This is a genomic window from Microbacterium sp. MYb62 (assembly GCF_002979475.1).
In the GTDB taxonomy this organism is placed as follows: domain Bacteria; phylum Actinomycetota; class Actinomycetes; order Actinomycetales; family Microbacteriaceae; genus Microbacterium.
Window position 1 is genome coordinate 413843 of the sequence record NZ_PCOY01000001.1, and the last position, 19218, is coordinate 433060.

The window sequence follows — 19218 nt, forward strand, 5'->3', positions numbered from 1 at the left end:
CGGAAGAGAGTGCTGCGGGACGGGCTCAGTGCCCGTCGTGGTCGTCGCCGGTGTCCGTGGACGTCCCGGCGGCGGAGGGCGTGGCGTCCAGGACGAACGGCGCGGTGTGGACTTTCCCGTCGACCTGGAAGTCGAGGTAGAGCAGGTATCGGCCGGCGGTCGGGGCCTGTGCCGTGAAGATGACCTCGGGGCCGGCGAGGTCACCGGCTGCGGGCTCGTCGCCGTGCGCATGGACGTGCAGATACGCCAGGTCGCCTTCGCGGAGCGCGACGAGGTGCCCGAACGCTCCGAGGTAGGGCTCGAGTGCCGTGACCGGCGCTCCGTCGCGGCTGACCTCCACGGTCAACTCGCTCCCGGTGCCGGCGACCAGGTCTCCCGTGATCGTCACGTCGAACCCGTCGACGGCCACGGTCGTCTGCGGTCCCGTCGGCGGCTGAGGCGTGAGGATCCCGGCGACGTCGACGGTGCGCGAGAGTGTCGTTCCCGCTCCGCCCTCCGCCGTGAAGTCGGCGTAGACGCGGTAGGTGCCCGCGGCATCCCAGGTCCACGGCAGCGACCAGGTGCCGGTGTGCGCGTCCAGCACGGGGTGCACGTGCCGGTACTCACTGCCGTCGCTGCGCACCACGATGAGGTGCAGCTGCTTGCCGTGAGCCGTCTCATATGCGGTGACCGCGTCACCCGCGGCATCCCGGATCTCGAAGGACAGTTCACCCTCGATTCCGGTCTCCCCCGGCGCCGTGATCGCTCCGATGGTGAAACCGGATGCCGCGATCGTCACTCCACTCACGTCTGATTCCTCTTCTTTCCCTGTTCCCGTGTCCTGCACGGCTTCCTCAGCGGGGTGCTCGTCGTGTCCGGCGTCCCCGCGCTCCGTCCAGGAGGCCACGGCGCTCTCGGGCACGATGGCGCTCGACGCGGCGAATGCCGCGCCGAACACCACCACGAGGCCCGCACCGTAGATGCCGAGACGGCCTGCGGTGTTCATCAGGCTCTGACCGCCTGGTAGCCCGCCTCGTCGACGGCTGCGAGGATCGCGGCGTCGTCGAGAGGCTCGGCGCTGGTCACGACGAGCCTGCCGGTCTGGGCGCTGACGTCGATGGCGTCGACGCCGGGGATCTGACCGACCTCGCCGCGGATCGCGACCTCGCAGTGACCGCAGCTCATTCCGGTCACCTGGTACTCGCTCGTGCTCATGTCCGTTCCTCTCTCGATGTCAGCATACCCAGGTGGGGTACTCCTTCGTCTCAACCCTATACCCTCCTGGGGTATTCCGATCACGCGTCGCGAGTTCGACGGGCGCCCCGCGCCATCACCCCCGCCGGGTGACCGGCACCTGTCGTGGCGGAGCGGAGATGCCAGCCTGGGTGCCACTGTCGCCCACCCATCGAGACGCGAGGAACCGATAATGACCGACCGCAGCTCCCTGCCTTCCTGGCGCGACACGCGCACCCGCAGAGACATCGAGGCGTTCATCGCCTCGGTCACCGAGGGGCCGGGCGCCGTCCCCGTCGAGGAGCGCGTCGCGGTGTTCGACAACGACGGGACCCTGTGGTCCGAGAAGCCGATGATCACGCAACTGCACTACGTCGTGGAGCAGTGGCGGGCAGCGGCGGAGCGCAATCCCGAGCTCGCCGAACGGCAGCCGTACCTCGCCGCCGTGAGCGGCGACTTCGGCTGGCTGGGCACAGCGATCGACAAGCACTACAGCGGCGATGACTCCGATCTGAAGATCATCATCCAGTCGCTCGTCGGACTCACCGACGGGATGAGCGTCGAGGACTACGCGAGCTCCGTGGAGGAGTTCTACCGGACGGCGCAGCATCCGACCCTCAAGCGCCCGTACTCGGAGGCGGTCTACCAGCCGATGGTCGAGCTGCTCCGCTACCTGGAGCACCACGGCTTCACCTGCTATATCGTGTCCGGGGGCGAGCGGGACTTCATGCGCCCCATGACGCAGGCCAACTACGGGATCCCCCCGGAGCGCGTGGTCGGATCGGCCTTCGGACTCGCCTGGGACGATGCCGACGCCACCGTGCGGTACTCTTCCTCGCTCGCCTTCTTCGACGACGGCCCCGAGAAGCCCATCCGGATCTGGACGCGCATCGGCCGGCGCCCCCTGTTCGTCGGCGGGAACTCCAACGGCGACACGGCGATGATGGACTTCGCGCGTCGCGGACCGCGACCCGGCTTCGCGCTCCTGGTCCACCACGACGACCCGACACGAGGCGACATCCCGTACGACGCCGGCGCCGAGAAGGCGCTCGCCGATGCCGCGGACAAGGGCTACACCGTCGTGAGCGTCAAGGACGACTGGGCGACTGTGTTCCCGGACGCCCCCTCCGCCGCAGAAAGCGACTGAGCTTTCACGTCGAACGCCCGGGGAGTCGCACTCCCCGGGCGTTCGCTCACGTGCGAGCAGACGGACCGCTCACGGTGCGGAGGCGGAAACCCTCGCGTCCGGACCGGTGTTCTCGTCGGTGTCGTCGGTCTCGTCCGGCGCAGACTCCTCCGTCGTGTGCTCCGTGTCGGCGACTTCCGGACGCCGTAGCAGTTCGACCACGATCGCGAACACCACGAGACCGACGGTCACACCGACCACCGTGCCGAAGGAGACCGGACGCGTCACCATCAGGATGACCACGGCGAGGATCATGCCGACGAGGAGGATGGGTCCGTGGAAGCGGTCGACCGAGGAGCCGAACCGTCCGGTCGACAGCCCCCGCCGCTCCCAGGTGCTCCGGACCGCGGAGAATCCGCTGTCGAGGATGCCGCGAGTGGCCGCCGCGCTGCGACTCGACCCGGCGAGCCACGCCCAGACGGCGATCAGCACGCCGACCAGGGCCAAGGCCACGATCGTCGAACTCAGCAGCGAGGTCACCTGGTCGAACAGGGATTGGGCGGTTGCCGCGGTCATGATCGACGGACTCACCGCGCCGATGAAGAACGTCCTTCCGATGCCCACCCCCGCGGAGAGCAGCAGGAAGGCCACGGCGAACCCGATGCTGGTCCAGAAGAGCGCCCGCGTCCGGTTCCGCGCGATCAGGATGCCGGCGACGACCAGTCCGAGCACGACCCACGGCAGCCAGAACCCGGCTGCCACCGCGATCTGGTACACGGTACGCACCAGCACCAGAGCGTCGGCCTGGGCGATCGGGATCGACCTGTCGATCTCCGGGATGAGGTCGGCGAATCCGACGCCCCGCTCCGACAGCGCCGCCTTGACGCGGTCGACCACCAGGCCGATGTCGATCGACACCACGCCGTCATCCGCGAGCTGAAGCGCGGCGTCCGGACTGTTCTGCATGATCGCGACGGCGCGTTCGTGGGTGAATCGGAGTGATTGCACCCAAATGTCGGCGAACTGATCGGACGCCACGACATCATGGATGACACCGTCGACGAGCGACGTCAGGCCGCTGGCCGCCGGTACTTCCAGCAGGGAGAGCGCCGAGGACGCTCTGGGCGGAAGGTCGAGTTCCCGCAGGCCGTCGAACACCTCGCCGACGACCGCATCGAAGTCCACCTGCTCCTGGATCGCCGTGCTGACCTGATCCGCGACGAAGTCCTGGACATCGGGGTCCTCGGCGAGGGGCGCGAAAGTCGCGACGAACCGATCCGCATCGACGAGCTGCAGGCGCGCCCACGTCCCCATCGCCGCGATCGGAGCCATCAGAACGGCGACGGCGAGCACGATACCGGCGACGATGCTCCTGGCCACCGGGCGACGGCGGCGGGGCTTCTTGAGGGTCTCGTTCTCCTGCTCGAGGAGGAGGACGCGGGCCCGCAGATCATCCAGTTCACTCATTCGTTCTCCTCCTCGATGCACCGGGTCGGCTGTCGCTTCTCAGCTGCTCAGCTCAGCTCAGGATCTTCTGCTTGGCCGCGGCGAACTCCGCCTCGGACAGCACTCCGGAATCCTTCAGCGCGGCCAGCTGCTGCAGCTTCGAGATCATGTCGTCCGCCCCGGCGGCGCCGGACGCCGGTGCCGTGGGAGCCGCGTACTGGGCGGCAGCGCTCTGTGCCGCCGCGTCGACCTGCGCCTGCTGCTGCGCGGCCTCGTACTGCTGCTGCTCATACTGTCCCTGCGCGCGCTCCTGCTGATGCCGCGACATCGCCCCACCGACGGCGGACGCCGTCCCGGCGACCACTGCGGTCCTGGCCGCGAGGCCGATCAGTCCGGGGCGACCGAATCTTCTCAAGGGCATGTCATTCACCTTCCTGATCGAGGATGTCCATCATGGCGTTCACCACGGGCGCGGGCACGCGCTCGCTGCGGAGCACCTGCCCTCCGGCGGCCGCGAGGCTCTGAGCCAACGTGCGCGCGAAGGTGAGCTCCAGCACGACGAGGGCGGCGGACTGCCCGGGGGCGAGCGCGGCCGCCAGCGCCTCGACGTCCTCCTCGCCCGCGAGGCCTGCCGCCAGGGGTTCGAAGTCGTCGAGTCCGAGTGCGCCGTCGTCCGCGTCGAGTTCCACGATCTCGACTTCTCCGGTCTCCGATTTCGCGAGCACGACGAAGTCGAGCAGGCGCACGACACCGGTGTCGACGAGGTCGGTCAGTGCTCGGAACGTCGCCGGGTCGGGACGCGCTCCCTCGAACCCGACGAGGTAGAACTCGGCGGGGCCGAAACGGAAGTCATTCATGGATTGTCCTTTCTCACGGGGCACACGGACCGCGGCTGCGACCCATCGTCGCATCGCCGGCGTCGAAGCGATCCGCATTCTCACCCGAACAGGATGAGCGCTCAGTCCTCCGGGGGCTCGGTCTGACGGTTCTGACGGGGGATCCAGACCTTGCGGACGATGATCAGGATCGATGCCGTCAGCGGAATCGCCACGAGCGCTCCGAGCAGCCCCAACAGTGTGGCTCCGATCATCGCCCCGATGATCACGAGAACCCCCGGCACAGACGCCGCCTTGCCCATGATCCGCGGAGTGACGACGTACGCCTCGACCTGGATGTACACGAGGTAGGCGATCACGAAGACGAGCGCCGCTGTCGGGCTGACGAACAGCGTCGCCACACCGCCGATGACCAGGAACACCAGGGACCCGATCATCGGGACCAGGGTGACGAAGAACGCGACGATCGCCATCACCGCGGGGATGGACGACCCGACGGCGAGCTGGATCAGGAGCACGACGGCGGCGTTGATGATCGACAGGGTCACCCCACCGGCGACCACGCCCCCGACCGACTGCGTGATCTCGTCCAGCACCTCGGCGAACCGCACCCGGCGGTACAGCGGGACGAGATTCGAGATCGCCGCCTTGATGCTCTGCAACGAGGAGACGAAGTACAAGGTGAGGACGACGACCATGACGAAGCTCGACACGGCGCCGACGACTCCGAAGCCGGCCTTCAGGACCCCACCGGAGATTGCGAGGAACGACGACAGCGTCGTGAGCGAGCGGATGCTCTCGGCGACGACGGCTGAGAGATCGACACCGAGGTCGGCCTCCAGCGCGCGGTACCAGTCACTCTGCTGCATCGCCGCGATGGTCTCCGGCGCGGCCTCGATCGCGGCGGCGATCTGGCGGACCGTCGCGGGCACCAGGATGAGGAGGATCACCGCCACCACCCCCAGGAAGACGACCGCGACGATCGTCACGCCGACTGGCCTGCTCATCCCCCGGCGTTCGAGCACGCGCACGGCCGGATCGAGACCGAGCGCGAGGAACATGCCGAGGAAGATCGAGATGAGCACCGTCGAGATGCCCGCGATCGTGGCCGCGAGCGCGATCGCGAGAAGCACACCGACGGCGACCGAGAAGCCGGAGAGCAGCGGGGTCGCCGGCAACACGCGCTGAAGACGGGACCGCTGTCTTCCCTCCGGTCGTTCCGCGTCCTGCGCGGTCGTGTTCTCATCCACGGAACGCACACTACGCGCGCACCGCCCACGAGAGGCTTCGCTCTCACCCGTTCCTGGTGACCGCGACGGTCCCCCACCGTGGGGTCGCCCGCTCGGGGTGAGCGCTCCTCCCGCGCTCCCACGCACGCTGTCACCATCGCAGTACGCAGTAACTCAACGAAAGGGGTCCGAAGTGTCCATTTGGGAAAGCTTCTGGGACATCATCTGGTGGTTCTTCTGGGTCTTCGTGTTCATCTCCTATCTGATGGTCCTCTTCAACATCGTGGCCGACCTGTTCCGCGACCATGAGCTCAACGGCTGGTGGAAGGCCCTCTGGATCATCTTCCTCGTCTTCGTCCCGTTCCTGACGGCGCTCGTCTACCTGATCGCGCGCGGCAGAGGAATGGGCGAACGGAGCGTCTCGGTCTATCGGGAGCAGCAGCACGCCGCCGATTCCTACATCCGCAGTGTCGCCGGATCCAGTCCCAGCGATGAGATCGACAAAGCGTCGAAGCTCCTCTCGGCGGGCACCATCACTCCCGACGAGTTCGCCGCCATCAAGGCGCGCGCGCTGAGCTGACATCGTGGCTGAGGTGGTCGATGTCACCCTGCAGGCGCTCGGCGACGTCGAGTTCGTCGTCGTCCGCCTGGAAGACGACCGCCTCAGCCCGAACATCCTCGAAGCGCTGCTGCGACAGGTCGAGAGCGGAGCCATCCGTCTCCTGGACTTCCTGATCGTGCAACGGCTCGGCGATGAGGAGTATCGCGTCATCGAGGTCGACCACGACGAGTTCACCCTCGCCGGCCTGGGGCTGGACACACCGGGACTGGTCTGCGAGGACGACGCTCGCCATTTCGCCTCCGGGCTGCCGATCGGCTCGCTCGCGGCCGTGATCCTCGTCGAGCCGACGTGGGGTGAGCGGTTCTCCCGCGACGTCGATCGTCGAGGCGACCGCATCCTCGCGACCCAGCCGATCCCCGCCGCGATCGCGAACGCGGTTCTCGCCTCGGCGTTGCAGCAGTCCTGACGCGGAGCAGCGAGAGGGGCAGCCGATCAGACGGTGGTCCGCACCGCCTCCCGCCGGGAGGAGACCCCGAGTTTGCGGTATATCGCGCGCTGGTGGGTCTTCACGGTGTTGATCGACACGGCCAGCTCTCGGGCGATCTCATGCAGCGTGCGCGCCGTCTGCAGCTGTTGGAACACATCGCGTTCCCGCTCGGAGAGCGCGTCGATCAGCGACCCGGCGGCGTTGTCCGCCAGGCACCGTCCGATGAAGTCCTCGAATTGCGTGCCGAAGTGCACATGCTCGTGGAGGAGTCTGCGCACCGCCGATTCCCGCGGCCCGAAGGGCAGACGGATGTTCTCGCCGGAGGCGACCGCGATGGCCGCCTCGCACAGCTCATGCGCCTCGTCGTGATGTCCGCCCTGGCGGCGCAGCACCGCGGCGGTGATCAGGGTCGCCGACTTCACGTACGAGACTTCGGCGAACGCGCGCAGGGATCGCAGCATCTCCAGAGCCGCCGAGTACTCGCCCGCGCGCCGCAGCACCCCGGCGAGCGCGACGTTGACGACGGGAAGATCCGGACAGTGGATGTACTTCCTCGCGATCCGCATGGCTCGGTCCTGGCGACCGACGGCCTCCTCGAGCAGCGCCACCGACGACTCGCGGAACGCCGGCCAGGACACTCCGTGGACGACTTCGAGCGGGATGGTCTGGATCCCGATCGCCGCGCGGCGGCAGGCCGCGACATCGCCTGTCTCGGCGGCCGCGAACGCGATCATCATGCGGGCGACGCTCGTGAAGGACCGATCGGCGCTCCCGTTGGCGATCACGGTGCCGAACTCCCGGATCGCCTGGTCGAACTCGCCCGACCAGTACGAGACATACCCGGCGGCCGTCGCGGCACTGCCGCCGGCGTAGGTGCTCCACGGCAGCCGGACGTCCTCCGCATCGGATACGACGGCGAGCGAGACCCGCGCGTCGGTGAGGCGCCCGGCCCAGGTCTGCCCGAAGGCGAGATGGCCCAGAGCCCGGCTCGCGAGTTCGCGATCCCCGGAGCTCTGCGCTTCCCGTGCCGCGGCGGAGAAGTACTCGAGCGGGATCATCGGGTTGCCGCGGTGCCGGATCTCCGTCCAACCGAGGAGATAGTTGAGGGGCGCACGATCACCCAGCTCGGTCGAGTCCGCGTCGAGCAGCATCTGCCGCACCTTCGCGCTCGCGTTCGCGACGTCGCCGCGTTCGTCGGCGATGAACAGCCGGGCGATCTGCAGAACGGCCGGCTCTGCGTCGTCACCCTGCCGAGCGATCATCGCCTCCGCCCGTCGGAACAGCTCGCGGGCGACGCGATGATCGCCGAGCACATCGCTCGCGCACGCCCGCACGAGCAGCACCTGGGCATCTTCCGGGCTGCGGCGCAGCATCTCGGTCGCCGTGCGCTCGACCTCGGAGGCACTCGCTCCGACGACGAGGCCGAGCCAGTGGTGCAGGAGCGTCCGCCGGGCGACCTCGAACTCTCCGGCGCGGAGCGAGTGCGCGATCGACGCGATCGGATCCGTGGCTTCGAGCAGGATGGCGGCGCGGCGGTGGCACCCGGCTGCTCGCTCGGCATCCCGTCCGAGGATCTCCGCGCATTGCTTCGCGAACGAGGCATGCCAGCGATACACGACGCCGTTCGGCCCTTCGAAACGATCGAGGAAGAGACCGAGTCGTACGCAGGTCTCGAGCAGGTCTCGGGCATCGGGCCGCTCGGTGACGGCCGCCGCCAGCTCGGGCGTCAGCTCACCGCAGACGCTCCCCTCGAGCACGAAGTCGGCGACGTCGGGCGGGAGTGCCCCGAGGACGTGCTCCCGCACGTAGTTCCCGAGGAAGCTCGACGCGCTCTGCGCGCGGGAGTCGGGTCTTGCTCCGCCGATCATCATCAGGCGGACGGCGATGGGCCATCCCCGAGTCTCCTCGAGAATGGTGTCCGCGCCGAGACGGGCTGCCGAGGTTTCGTGGAGGAGCGCCACCTCCGCCCCGGTGAAACTGAGCGTCTCCGCACCGACGAACGACTCCGGATGCGTGACCCGATGCCGGGAAAGGGTGACCTCGAGCAGCGTCGTTCCGACGAGCACGACCCGCAGGTTGTCCGGGGCCTGCTCTGCGAGCATCCCGAGAAGCCCGTGGCGCCAGTCCTCCCCCGCGCGCTGCGCATCGTCGACGACCAGGTGGACACGTGTGCCGACCTGTTCGAGGGCTTCGCAGATCTCCTGGTAGGCGTGCTCGGGGTCGTCCAGATCCCGTGCGAGCGCGAGCGGGCTCCCCGCACGCTCCGAACCGACCTGCAGCGCGTTCACGACCCCCTGGGTCAGACGCGATGGGTCGGAGTCGAACGAGCTGAGGCCGAGCCAGGCGACCTGCTCGAGTCCGGAGGCCCAGTCCGCGACGGCCGTCGTCTTGCCGAAGCCGCTGGGGGCGCTGATCACGGTCAGCGGGTCGACCGACGCCGCCTCGGAGAGCACGGCGCTCACCCGTTCGCGGCGGATCGCGCCGGGTTGAGGAGCCGGCGGCCGGAATCGCATGGTGGGTCCCGGCCTCGTCGAACGTACGGGGGGCGACATGGCACCAAAGCTAGTGGCGTTGTCGGACCGCGTTCAAGGGCCTCCCCCGGGTGATTTCAGTCTGCGCCGTCCGTTCCGGCATCGCGTTTGAGCGCGTCGGCGGTACGGATGAACAGGATGATCCAGGTGAACACGACGGTCCCGGCCACGAGCTCGACGGCCGTCAGCGTGTAATAGCCGACAGCGAAGAACACCGACAGCAGCACGATGAGCAGAGTGAACACGTAGCCGAGCAGCAGGAACGTCCGGGAGACGCCCGGCACCCACCAGCGGATCGCCACGATGAGGACCGCATAGGCGACGACCATGCCCGAGGCCACACCGGTGTGGAGCGCGAAGTGCTGGTCGACCGGGAACACGCCGACGAGGCCGAGGAAGATCCCGACGATCACCAGACATGTCCGCACCGACGCCGTACCGCGCGGATGCGTCGTCGGGATCCCCTTGGTCGCGTAACGGGCGAGGGTCGTGACGAGGATGCCGGCGACGATCAGCGTCAGGTTGAAGGCCCGCGCCGACAGGTCGTCTGTCATTCCCAGAGCGCTGAGGTTCTCCTTCCACCACTGCGGGTCGCTCGCGGTGAGCATGCTCGCGAGCACCCCGAGCACGAGGAACACGGCGAGCACCGTCGCCAGGAGCTGCAGATCGAGATGGGTCGCGGAATAGTAGGTCACATACGCCGTGAGCCCCGCCGCTGCCCCGGCGAGCATCAGCACGGGTATCGGGTACACCACGGCACCGATGAGCCCCTTCTCCATGATCGTCGCCGCCAGAGTCCATCCCAGCAGGGCGATCATCGCATGTGCGAAGGCGAAGGCCCCGACGTCGATGACGTCGAGCACGCCCAGCCTCTTCCCCCGCGCGGGGTCGGCCGCGATGATGCGTCCCAGCACGAAGACGACGATCGCCGTGACGGCGGACATCAAGGCAGCGAACTGACCGAGTGAGTCGGGGCCGGAGATGGGTGCCGGACGCAACCGGAACACCAGGAGGGCGACGAGCGCCGCCAGCACGAACGCGAAGATCGAGATCTGGAGTCCGATGGCCTCGCGTGCTCGTTCCCGCGTCGCCCCGTGCGAGCGCGCCGCCGTGAGGAGGTCGGGTGATCGTGGCGTCGACGACATGCTCTCAGTCTCCGTTCCCGGCTGCGCGATGGCGACACGGGGTCATCCGTGTCGGGCGATCCTCCCTCGGCATCAGATCTTGATCGGATAGGTCGACAGCACGATGACGCCGACCACGGCGAGAACCCCGCTGAGGGTGAGGAACACCGTCCGCCTCCAGCGCGCCCGCTGGTTCTGGGACAGGGCCGCGAAGAAGAGCACGAGTGCGAAGAGGACCGTCAGCAGCGAGTAGTCGTCGCCGCGTTGATTGTTGCGCAGCGCTTCGTCGAACTTCTCATCGGCACGCGCGCTGAGCTCCGCGGCCTCCACTTCCCCCGGCGGCACGTACTCGTCCATCGCGAACGGCCCGTCCGCCGTGCGTCCGCCCTCGTTCCAGGCCTCGAAGGCAACGGCGAACTCCGGGGTGAAGCGCTCCTCGATGAATGCGCGCAGCTCCGCGCGCTCGTCCGCCTCGGCGAGAACCCACTCCGTGTAGATCGTCAGGTCGTACTGGCGGGCGGCCTGCGCTCTCGCCTCCGCCGACGCCGCCTGTACGCGTGCGCTCGATGCCTGGCTGAACGCTATCGACATCTCGCCGCCCCACTTGGAGGACTCGAAACCGCACCAGGCGGTGATCACCGCGGTGATGGCGAGCAGGAGGACCGTGCTGATCTCGAGCACGCCGTACTTGCGATCATGCGCCGGCGCCGGTCGGTCGTTCATGCGCCCATAGTGGCGTTCCGGCAGCGGGGAAGGTCACCTCGCTCACCCGCACCGGGTGACCGCGACCCGCACCCGGGGAGGCACGCGACGCATCCTTGTCACATGAAGCGGACGCACCTGAGACCGAGCGGCCGGGGATCGTGACGCTGGGAGACCTGTTCCCGGACGGGCTCTCGGCCTGGCAGATCGTGCTGGCGGTGCTGTCGGTGCTCGTCGGCTGGTTGCTCTCCCGCTTCGCCCGAAGAGGCGTGCTCAAGCTGGCGGCGCGCACACCGGGCATCTCCGACTCGGTCGCGCAGCTGGCCGCGCGGTTCACGCAGTACGCTCTGCTCCTGGTCGGGGTCGGCGTCGGTCTGGCTTTCCTCGGCGCGAATGTGCAGCCGCTGCTCGCGATGACCGCCATCGCCGTGGTCGTGCTGATCCTCGTTCTCCGCGGGGTCGCAGACAACTTCGCCGCCGGGGTCCTGATCCAGTCGCGACAATCGGTGAAGATCGGCGAGGAGATCCTCATCGACGGTCCCGATGGTGCGATCCACGGTGTGGTGCAGGAGCTGAATGGACGCACGGTCATCCTGACGACGGTGGACGGCAGGACCGTGCACGTGCCGAATGCCGCCCTGCTCACCGGCGTCCTGGTGAACGACTCGCGCCATGGCGCGCGTCGCAGCACCGTCGACATCCGCGTCGCGCGCGCGGCAGCGCTCGAGTTGGACGTGGTGGTCGACGTCATCACGCAGGCGGCGAGCGAGGTCGAGGGCGTGCACTCGCGTGAGCATCCCGACGTCATCTTCGCCTCGGTCTCGCCGGCGCGCTGGATGCTGACCCTGCGGATCTGGCATCACCCGCTCCACGGAACGGCCGTCGTCTCCGGCGCCGTGCGCGGAGTCGCGGAGGCGTTGGAGGCCGCGGGCATCGAGGCGGTCGTCACGCCGCAGCAGGGGCCGCCACCGCTGATCTCCCCGGAGGCCATCTGATCGGGCCCGTCGATGCCGGTGCCGCGAGGCGACGGCGAACCCCGTCGCCGGCGGCTACGCTGGCCGCGTGACCTCCTCGCCTGCTCCCGAGCACACTCCGGTCCGGATGCTCTCCCCCAGTCTGCGTGTGCTGCTCGTGCTCGCCGCGAGCGTGGTGACGCTGGCCGGTGTGTCCCTCGCCCGCGATCTCTTCGGACCGATCGCCCTCGCGATCGTGATCGTCATCATCTGCGAGCCTCTTCGCCGCCCTCTCGATCGACGTGGGTGGCCGCAATGGGTGAGCACGACAGCCGTCATCGTGGTCGCCTACCTGATCCTCCTGGTGATGGGCGCGCTGCTCTGGCTCGCGGGCACGCAGTTCGCCCGCCTGGTCGGAGAGCTCGTCTCGGAAGGCGGGTTGGCGAACACCGTCGACGAGTTCGTCGGCTGGCTGCAGGCGCTCGGTCTCGACGAGTCGGCTTCGGATGCCGCGGCCTCGGCACTCGATCCCGCGACGCTGCTCGACGTCGCCCGCAGTGTGGGAGGCACGGTACTCAGTGTCGCGACCGCATTGTTCTTCGTCTGCGCCTACATCATCTTCATGGCCGTCGACGCGGCACGCTACCGCCAGGCACCGTCGCTGTTCGGCGCCACGAAGGGGGCGGTCATCGCGCGCATCGCCCACCTCAACACGGGCATCCGCCGCTACTACATCGTCAACGCCTCCTTCGGCGCGATCGTCGCCGTGATAGACGGGCTCGCCCTGTGGTGGATGGGCGTCCCGGCTCCCGTGGTGTGGGCGATCCTCGCGTTCGTCACCAACTTCATCCCGAACATCGGCTTCGTGCTCGGACTCGTCCCCCCAGCCATCCTCGCGTTCGTCGTCGGCGGCTGGCCGTTGCTGCTGGGCGTCATCGCCGTGTACAGCGTGGTGAACGTCGTCCTCCAGGTGCTCGTGCAGCCGAAATTCGTCAGCGATGCCGTCGATCTGAGCCTCACCCTGAGCTTCTTCTCCGTGATCTTCTGGACCTTCATCATCGGCCCGCTCGGCGCGATCCTCTCCATCCCGCTCACGCTGCTCGCACGCGCCCTGGTCTTCGAGGGCGATCCCGATGCCACCTGGCTCCGCTGGCTCTCCGGCGATCACACCGCCGTGCCACCCGCCCCCGAACCGGAGCCGACCGCAGAACGTCGTCGGCGTCGACGTCGGGGGTTCCGCCGCGCCTGAGCACCGCACTTCCACCGTCGACGTGGCGTAAATCACCAGGGGTGGCGTAAATCACCAGGGGGAGGTTGCGAAGCAGACGTGGTCGCCGTCACCCGCCCGGTGGGATCGTGGACGCGAACGCGCTCGACGGGGGCGCTACCGAAGGGAGGCGACGTGCAACGCCCACTCGCGGGACTGACGAAGCGGAACTTCCTCACCGAGTTGACGGCCGGGGTGACGCTGCTCGCCATCGCGATCCCCCTCAACATCGGGTACGCGCAGATCGCGGGGCTCCCGCCGACCGCCGGCCTCTACGCCCTGATCGTCCCGACCATCGTGTATGCGCTGATCGTCTCCTCGCGACAGCTGGTCGCCTCACCCGATGCCGCGGCCGCAGCGCTCGTCGCGTCGTCGATCGGCGGTCTCGCCGCCGCCGGCAGCGCCGACTACGCCACCCTCGCGCTCGCCCAGGCGATCATCTGCGGAGTCATGTTCGTGCTGCTCGCCGTGTTCAAGCTGGGCTTCCTGGCGAACTTCCTCTCGAAGCCGATCCTCGTCGGGTTCGTCGGCGGGCTCGCGCTCGACATCATGGTCAGCCAGGTGGCGAAGATGCTCGGCGTCAAGATCGACTCGGGCAAGGAGTTCACCGGCAAGGTCGCCGACCTCGTCGGGGGCTTCACCTCCCTCAACGGCTGGGCGGTGCTGATCTCGGTCTGCTCGGTGGCGGTCCTGCTGCTAGGGCGCGCCTATCTCCGGGCCGTCCCGTGGGCCTTGATCGTGCTCGTGGCCACGACGCTCGTCGTCGTCCTCACCGGTCTCGACCAACGCGGAGTCGATGTCCTCGGCGAAGTTCCCGCCGGACCGCCGGTGCTGACCTGGCCGATGATCGACTGGTCCCTCTGGCTCATGCTCGTGCCCTCGGCGATCGCCTTGACGCTCGTCACGACAGCGGAGGGACTCCTCGTGTCCCGCTCGTACTCCGAGAAGCACGGCTACCCGTTCCATGCGAACCGCGACCTCCTCGCTTTCGGCGCCTCGAACATCGCCGCCGGTGCCCAGGGCAGCTTCGCGGTGGGTTCGTCGACCTCGCGCACGGCGGCGATGGACCAGGCGGGTTCTCGCACGCAGTTCCCGGCGCTGATCCTGGCAGCGGGAACCCTGCTGCTCCTCCTCTTCGGCACGGCGCTCCTGGCCGACATCCCGTCGCCCGCCATCGGAGCGATCGTCGGCGTGGCGATCATCCCCCTTCTCGGCATCCGGGACTTCATCGATCTGTGGCGCAAGGATCGTTTCGAATTCCTCATCGGGGCGACGTGCTTCCTGGTCACGCTCTTCATCGGCTCGATTCCCGGCATCCTTGTCGCGTTCGTGCTGGCGCTCATCAACATCGCCAAACGTGCTTCGAACCCGGCCATCGACGTCCTCGAGTCCAGCGGCGACCCCGGTGAATCCCTGCTCGAAGACGCTCCGGCAGGAACGGTGACCGCGCCGGGAGTGATCGTCATCCGACTGGCCGCGCCGCTGTTCTTCGCGAACGGGGCCGTGTTCTCGACCGCTGTGAAGGACGCCGTCCGCTCGGCGGGCGACGGAGCCGTCCACCACCTCGTCGTGGACATGGAGGCCGTCACCGACGTCGACGTCACCGGTGCCGAGTCGTTCACCTCGCTCAAGAAATGGCTCGGTGATCACGCGGTCGCCCTCGCGTTCAGCAGGGTCAGGCCGAACACCCTCCAGAGACTCACCGCTCTCGAGCTGCTCGAATCGGAAGAGGTCTACGCGACCAACCGTGAAGCGATCACACAACTGGCGTCGACTCCTCCGGGATCGACACCTCCGGAGAAGGAGCACTAAAATGGGTACCGTCATCGGCGACATCCTCCCGCTCGCGCTCGGCGTCGCGATCAGCCCCATCCCGATCATCGCGGCGATTCTCATGCTGCTCTCGCCGAAGGCCCGCGTGACCAGCGTGGGGTTCCTGCTGGGCTGGGTCATCGGGATCGTCGTTGCGGTCACCGTGTTCACGCTGCTGTCGTCGATCCTGCCGGAGGACGATCCCGATGCCTCCCGTCCCATCCGCGGTGTGGTGCAGCTCGTCCTCGGTCTGCTGCTCTTCGTGCTCGCGTTCGGGCAATGGCGCAAGCGTCCGAAGGTCGGAGAGGAGGCCGCGCTCCCGAAATGGATGCAGGCCATCGACACCGTCACGTTCCCGGTCGCGTTCGGTCTGGGGTTCCTGCTGTCGGCGGTGAATCCGAAGAATCTCATCATGGCGGCCGGAGCGGGGACCGACGTCGGCGCTGCGACGCTCTCGACCGGGTCGACCATCGTGGTCGTCGTCATCTACACCCTCATCGCCTCATCGACCGTGCTCGTCCCCGTCGTCGGCTATCTCATCGCGGCTGACCGGCTGCGCGCACCCCTGGACGCTCTGCGAGGCTGGCTGGCCACCGAGAACGCCGTCATCATGGCCGTGCTGCTTCTGGTCATCGGCGTATCGATGGTCGGCAAGGGCATCGGGAGCTTCTGACCCGCATCCCGGATCTTCCGCGTAGGAGAGGAACACGGACATGGGCGAACTGATCCTGGCCCTCATCCCCGTCGCCCTCGGCGTCGTGCTCAGTCCTCTCGCGATCATGGCCCTCGTCGCCGTCCTCCTCTCCCGCGAGGCGCGGATGAACGGCATCACCTACCTCATCGGGTGGTTCATCGGTCTCGCGGGCCTCATGGCCCTGTGTCTCTGGCTGTTCCCGCTCCTGGCCGTCCATGCGCTGGGGGAACCGCCCCTGTGGGTTCCTCTCGTGCGGGTGCTCCTCGGTCTGTTCCTGATCGTGTCGGCCGTCTGGGTGTACCGGAAGGGACGTGTGCACATCGCGCGGATGGCCGCGGCTTCCTCGCCGCGTGAGGTCGTCGCCGCGTCACCGCAACTGCCCGGCTGGCTGCATTCGGTGGAGTCGTTCCGCCCCGGACGCACACTGCTCCTGGGGCTCGGACTGTTCGTGCTGAACCCTGTCGACGCCTCCTGCGCGATCCTCGCCGCACTCGACATCTCCCTGTCGGACGTCGACAGGACCGCCGGCCTCTGGGTCGCCGTCGTGTTCGTCGTCATCGGCACTCTGCCCATCGCCCTGCCCGTGCTGTACGTGGTGGTCCGCGGCACCGAGGCGCAGCCGCTCCTCGACCGGGTGCGGGGCTGGATCGCCGGCAACACCCACGTCCTCAATGCAGCGCTGCTCCTCGTGATCGGCGCCCTCCAGCTCGAGAAGGGAATCGCCGCATTGCTGTGACCCGGCGCGGGCCCTCCGAGAGATCACCCGGATGAAGGACGACGAGGTCTGCTGACGGGAAGAATCCGCCGCAGTACTTTGAACCCGATGGGCAGCTGCATCGTTCAACGAAGAGAAGGAGACCGGAGATGGCTCGGGAATTCCAGGGCAAGATCGAACTCGATGTGCGCGACTCCGTCGCTGACTGGGACGCCTACCGCGCCGCGGCACCACCAGCCGGCGCACCGAATGTCCTGGTCGTGCTCTACGACGACACCGGCATGGCCGCGTGGTCTCCCTACGGTGGCCGGATCAGCATGCCCACCATGGATCGACTGGCACAGAACGGCCTCACCTACTCGCAGTGGCACACGACCGCACTGTGCTCCCCGACGCGCTCGACCTTCCTGACGGGTCGAAACCATCACCTCAACGGCTTCGCGACGATCTCGGAGTCCTCGACGGGGTTCCCCGGCTACAACTCGCACATCCCCGACTCCAACGCCACGATGGCGCACGTCCTCCGCGATGCCGGCTGGTCGACCTTCTGGGTCGGCAAGAACCACAACGTCCCCATCGACGAGTGGACCGCCGGTGCGTCGAAGAAGCACTGGCCGCTCGCGCAGGGCTACGACCGCTTCTACGGGTTCATCGGCGGGGAGACCAACAACTGGTACCCCTCGCTCGCCGAGGACAACCACTACATCGATCAGCCGTATCTCCCCGAGCAGGGCTACCACCTCTCGAAGGACCTCGCCGACCAGGCCCTGACGATGATCCGCGACGTCAAGCAGACCGAACCGGAGAAGCCCTGGTACCTCTGGTTCTGCCCGGGCGCCAACCATGCGCCCCACCATGCGCCGCAGGAGTACATCGACAAGTACAAGGGACAGTTCGACGACGGCTACGAGGCCTACCGCGAGTGGGTGCTCGCCCGCATGGTCGAGAAGGGCATCCTCCCGGCCGACACCGACCTGACCGCGCTGAATCCGATGACCGACGGCACGTTCAACCCGACAGACGAGGTGCGTCCCTGGGACTCGCTGAACGCCGAGGAGAAGGCGATGTTCTCGCGGATGGCCGAGGTGTACGCCGGCTTCAGCGAGTACACCGACGCCCAGGTCGGCCGTATCGTCGACTACCTGGAGGAGTCCGGACAGCTCGACAACACCCTCATCCTCTACTGCGCCGACAACGGCGCATCCGGCGAGGGAAGCCCGAACGGCTCCGTCAACGAGGGGAAGATCTTCGGCGGCTACCCGGACGACGAGGCGGAGAATCTGCGTCTCGTCGACAAGCTCGGCTCCCCCGATACCTACAACCACTATCCGACCGGTTGGGCGGCGGCGTTCTCGACGCCGTACAAGATGTTCAAGCGGTACACCTACCAGGGCGGCGTCTGCGATCCGCTGGTGATCCACTGGCCCGCCGGGATCAAAGCCCGCGGCGAGGTGCGCCACCAGTACCACCACTCGACCGACATCGTGCCGACCATCCTCGAGGCCTGCGGCGTCGATTTCCCCGACGTCTACAACGGCGTCGAGCAGACGCCGCTATCCGGAGTCTCCATGGCGTACTCGTTCGACGCCGAGCCCGAGGGTCCGACGCAGAAGAAGACGCAGTACTACGAGATGCTCGGCCAGCGCGGCATCTGGCACGAAGGGTGGAAGGCGGTCGCCGTCCACGGACCGATGAGCGGTATCAGCAACTTCGACAAGGACGAGTGGGAGCTCTACCACACGGATCTCGACCGCGCCGAAGCGACGAACCTCGCCGCCGAGCACCCGGACAAGCTGGAAGAACTCAAGGCGCTCTGGATGGAGGAAGCGCAGACGAACAATGTGCTGCCGCTGAACGACCTGCAGATCATCGGCAATCCGAAGGACTTCGAGACGTTCGTCGCCATGGAGTTCCACCAGCCGGCTCCTCCCTCCGGCCAGTTCGTCTACTACCCGGGCACGAGCGAGGTGCCGGAGCGATCCGCGGCGAACACACACGGCGTCTCGTACAAGATCGCAGCCGAAGTGGAGTTCACCCCGGAGACGGAAGGGGTGATCTTCGCCCACGGATCACGGTTCGGCGGTCATGCACTCGTCGTGAAAGACGGACAGGTGCACTACGTGTACAACTTCCTCGGCATTCCTCCGGAGGATCGGGTCTCCGCGCCCGTGCCGACCTCGGGGACGCACATCATCGGCGTCGAGTTCACGAAGGAGGGCGTGGGCGAGCACCGCGAAGGCGTCGGCCCCGTCAAGCTGTACATCGACGATCAGGTCGTCGGCGAGAAGCGGATACGCACGGTCCTCGGGCACTTCTCGCTCTGCGGTGAAGGTCTGACCATCGGCAGAGACAGCGCCGACCCGGTGTCGTCACTGTACGGGTACGGATTCGACTTCGCCGGCGGCTCGATCACGAAGGTCGTGTTCGACATCGCGGATGACGCCTATCTCGACCTCGAGGCCCACTTGGCGGCCGCGTTGGCACGAGACTGACGCGTCTCGCCCCACGGCGGCCGCATGCGC

Annotated in this window: 18 protein-coding genes; 9 read left to right on the forward strand and 9 right to left on the reverse strand. The window is 67.8% G+C overall.

What is annotated here, in order from left to right:
• Nucleotides 1–25: 25 nt before the first annotated feature.
• Nucleotides 26–985 (reverse strand): heavy metal-binding domain-containing protein, encoded by a 960-nt coding sequence (locus tag CQ042_RS02025; RefSeq protein WP_105668547.1) that lies wholly within the window; start codon nt 983–985, stop codon nt 26–28.
• Nucleotides 985–1194 (reverse strand): heavy-metal-associated domain-containing protein, encoded by a 210-nt coding sequence (locus CQ042_RS02030; protein ID WP_105668548.1) that lies wholly within the window; start codon nt 1192–1194, stop codon nt 985–987. The genes CQ042_RS02025 and CQ042_RS02030 overlap by 1 nt, the downstream gene beginning before the upstream one ends.
• 211 nt (nt 1195–1405) lie before the next feature.
• Between CQ042_RS02030 and CQ042_RS02035 the strand changes: the two genes are divergently transcribed.
• Entirely contained in the window at nt 1406–2359 is a 954-nt protein-coding gene (locus tag CQ042_RS02035; protein WP_105668549.1) for an HAD family phosphatase, read from the forward strand.
• A gap of 69 nt (nt 2360–2428) precedes the next feature.
• Here the strand turns inward: CQ042_RS02035 and CQ042_RS02040 are convergent, their stop codons facing one another.
• From CQ042_RS02040 to CQ042_RS02055, 4 genes are all read right to left on the reverse strand, one after another.
• Complete coding sequence (locus CQ042_RS02040; protein ID WP_105668550.1) at nt 2429–3805, reverse strand: hypothetical protein; 1377 nt, start codon at nt 3803–3805, stop codon at nt 2429–2431.
• A 52-nt stretch (nt 3806–3857) separates the two neighbouring features.
• Nucleotides 3858–4205, reverse strand: coding sequence for an SHOCT domain-containing protein (locus tag CQ042_RS02045; RefSeq protein WP_105668551.1), 348 nt, complete (start codon nt 4203–4205; stop codon nt 3858–3860).
• 1 nt (nt 4206) lies between these two features.
• Nucleotides 4207–4641 carry a DUF6325 family protein gene (locus tag CQ042_RS02050; RefSeq protein WP_105668552.1) on the reverse strand — a complete coding sequence of 145 codons (435 nt, stop codon included), beginning with the start codon at nt 4639–4641 and terminating at the stop codon, nt 4207–4209.
• A 101-nt stretch (nt 4642–4742) separates the two neighbouring features.
• The gene (locus CQ042_RS02055; RefSeq protein WP_181157400.1) at nt 4743–5870 is read right to left on the reverse strand and encodes an AI-2E family transporter; all 1128 of its coding nucleotides are present in this window, start codon (nt 5868–5870) and stop codon (nt 4743–4745) included.
• 172 nt (nt 5871–6042) lie between these two features.
• Between CQ042_RS02055 and CQ042_RS02060 the strand changes: the two genes are divergently transcribed.
• Nucleotides 6043–6429 (forward strand): PLDc N-terminal domain-containing protein, encoded by a 387-nt coding sequence (locus CQ042_RS02060; RefSeq protein WP_105668554.1) that lies wholly within the window; start codon nt 6043–6045, stop codon nt 6427–6429.
• Nucleotides 6430–6433: 4 nt separating this feature from the next.
• Nucleotides 6434–6877, forward strand: a complete 444-nt coding sequence (locus CQ042_RS02065) for a DUF6325 family protein (protein ID WP_105668555.1) — start codon at nt 6434–6436, stop codon at nt 6875–6877.
• Nucleotides 6878–6903: 26 nt separating this feature from the next.
• Here the strand turns inward: CQ042_RS02065 and CQ042_RS02070 are convergent, their stop codons facing one another.
• The 3 genes from CQ042_RS02070 to CQ042_RS02080 form a co-directional block, all read right to left on the reverse strand.
• On the reverse strand, nt 6904–9450 hold the full coding sequence (locus CQ042_RS02070; protein ID WP_258131938.1) for a LuxR C-terminal-related transcriptional regulator: 2547 nt from the start codon (nt 9448–9450) through the stop codon (nt 6904–6906).
• A gap of 56 nt (nt 9451–9506) precedes the next feature.
• Nucleotides 9507–10574: a DUF998 domain-containing protein gene (locus CQ042_RS02075; protein ID WP_105668556.1), complete on the reverse strand. Its 1068-nt coding sequence runs from the start codon at nt 10572–10574 to the stop codon at nt 9507–9509.
• 72 nt (nt 10575–10646) lie between these two features.
• Nucleotides 10647–11276 carry a hypothetical protein gene (locus CQ042_RS02080; protein WP_105668557.1) on the reverse strand — a complete coding sequence of 210 codons (630 nt, stop codon included), beginning with the start codon at nt 11274–11276 and terminating at the stop codon, nt 10647–10649.
• 140 nt (nt 11277–11416) lie between these two features.
• Here CQ042_RS02080 and CQ042_RS02085 point away from each other — a divergent pair, with 140 nt between their 5' ends.
• From CQ042_RS02085 to CQ042_RS02110, 6 genes are all read left to right on the forward strand, one after another.
• Nucleotides 11417–12250, forward strand: a complete 834-nt coding sequence (locus CQ042_RS02085) for a mechanosensitive ion channel family protein (RefSeq protein ID WP_181157401.1) — start codon at nt 11417–11419, stop codon at nt 12248–12250.
• Between the two features lie 67 nt (nt 12251–12317).
• A complete protein-coding gene (locus tag CQ042_RS02090) occupies nt 12318–13457 on the forward strand; it encodes an AI-2E family transporter (protein ID WP_258131940.1) in 1140 nt (379 codons plus the stop codon).
• A 153-nt stretch (nt 13458–13610) separates the two neighbouring features.
• The gene (locus tag CQ042_RS02095) at nt 13611–15287 is read left to right on the forward strand and encodes a SulP family inorganic anion transporter (protein ID WP_105668644.1); all 1677 of its coding nucleotides are present in this window, start codon (nt 13611–13613) and stop codon (nt 15285–15287) included.
• A gap of 1 nt (nt 15288) precedes the next feature.
• Nucleotides 15289–15960: a GAP family protein gene (locus tag CQ042_RS02100; RefSeq protein ID WP_105668559.1), complete on the forward strand. Its 672-nt coding sequence runs from the start codon at nt 15289–15291 to the stop codon at nt 15958–15960.
• A 40-nt stretch (nt 15961–16000) separates the two neighbouring features.
• Entirely contained in the window at nt 16001–16717 is a 717-nt protein-coding gene (locus CQ042_RS02105) for a GAP family protein (RefSeq protein WP_105668560.1), read from the forward strand.
• Nucleotides 16718–16845: 128 nt separating this feature from the next.
• Complete coding sequence (locus tag CQ042_RS02110) at nt 16846–19188, forward strand: arylsulfatase (RefSeq protein ID WP_105668561.1); 2343 nt, start codon at nt 16846–16848, stop codon at nt 19186–19188.
• The last annotated feature ends 30 nt before the right edge of the window (nt 19189–19218 follow it).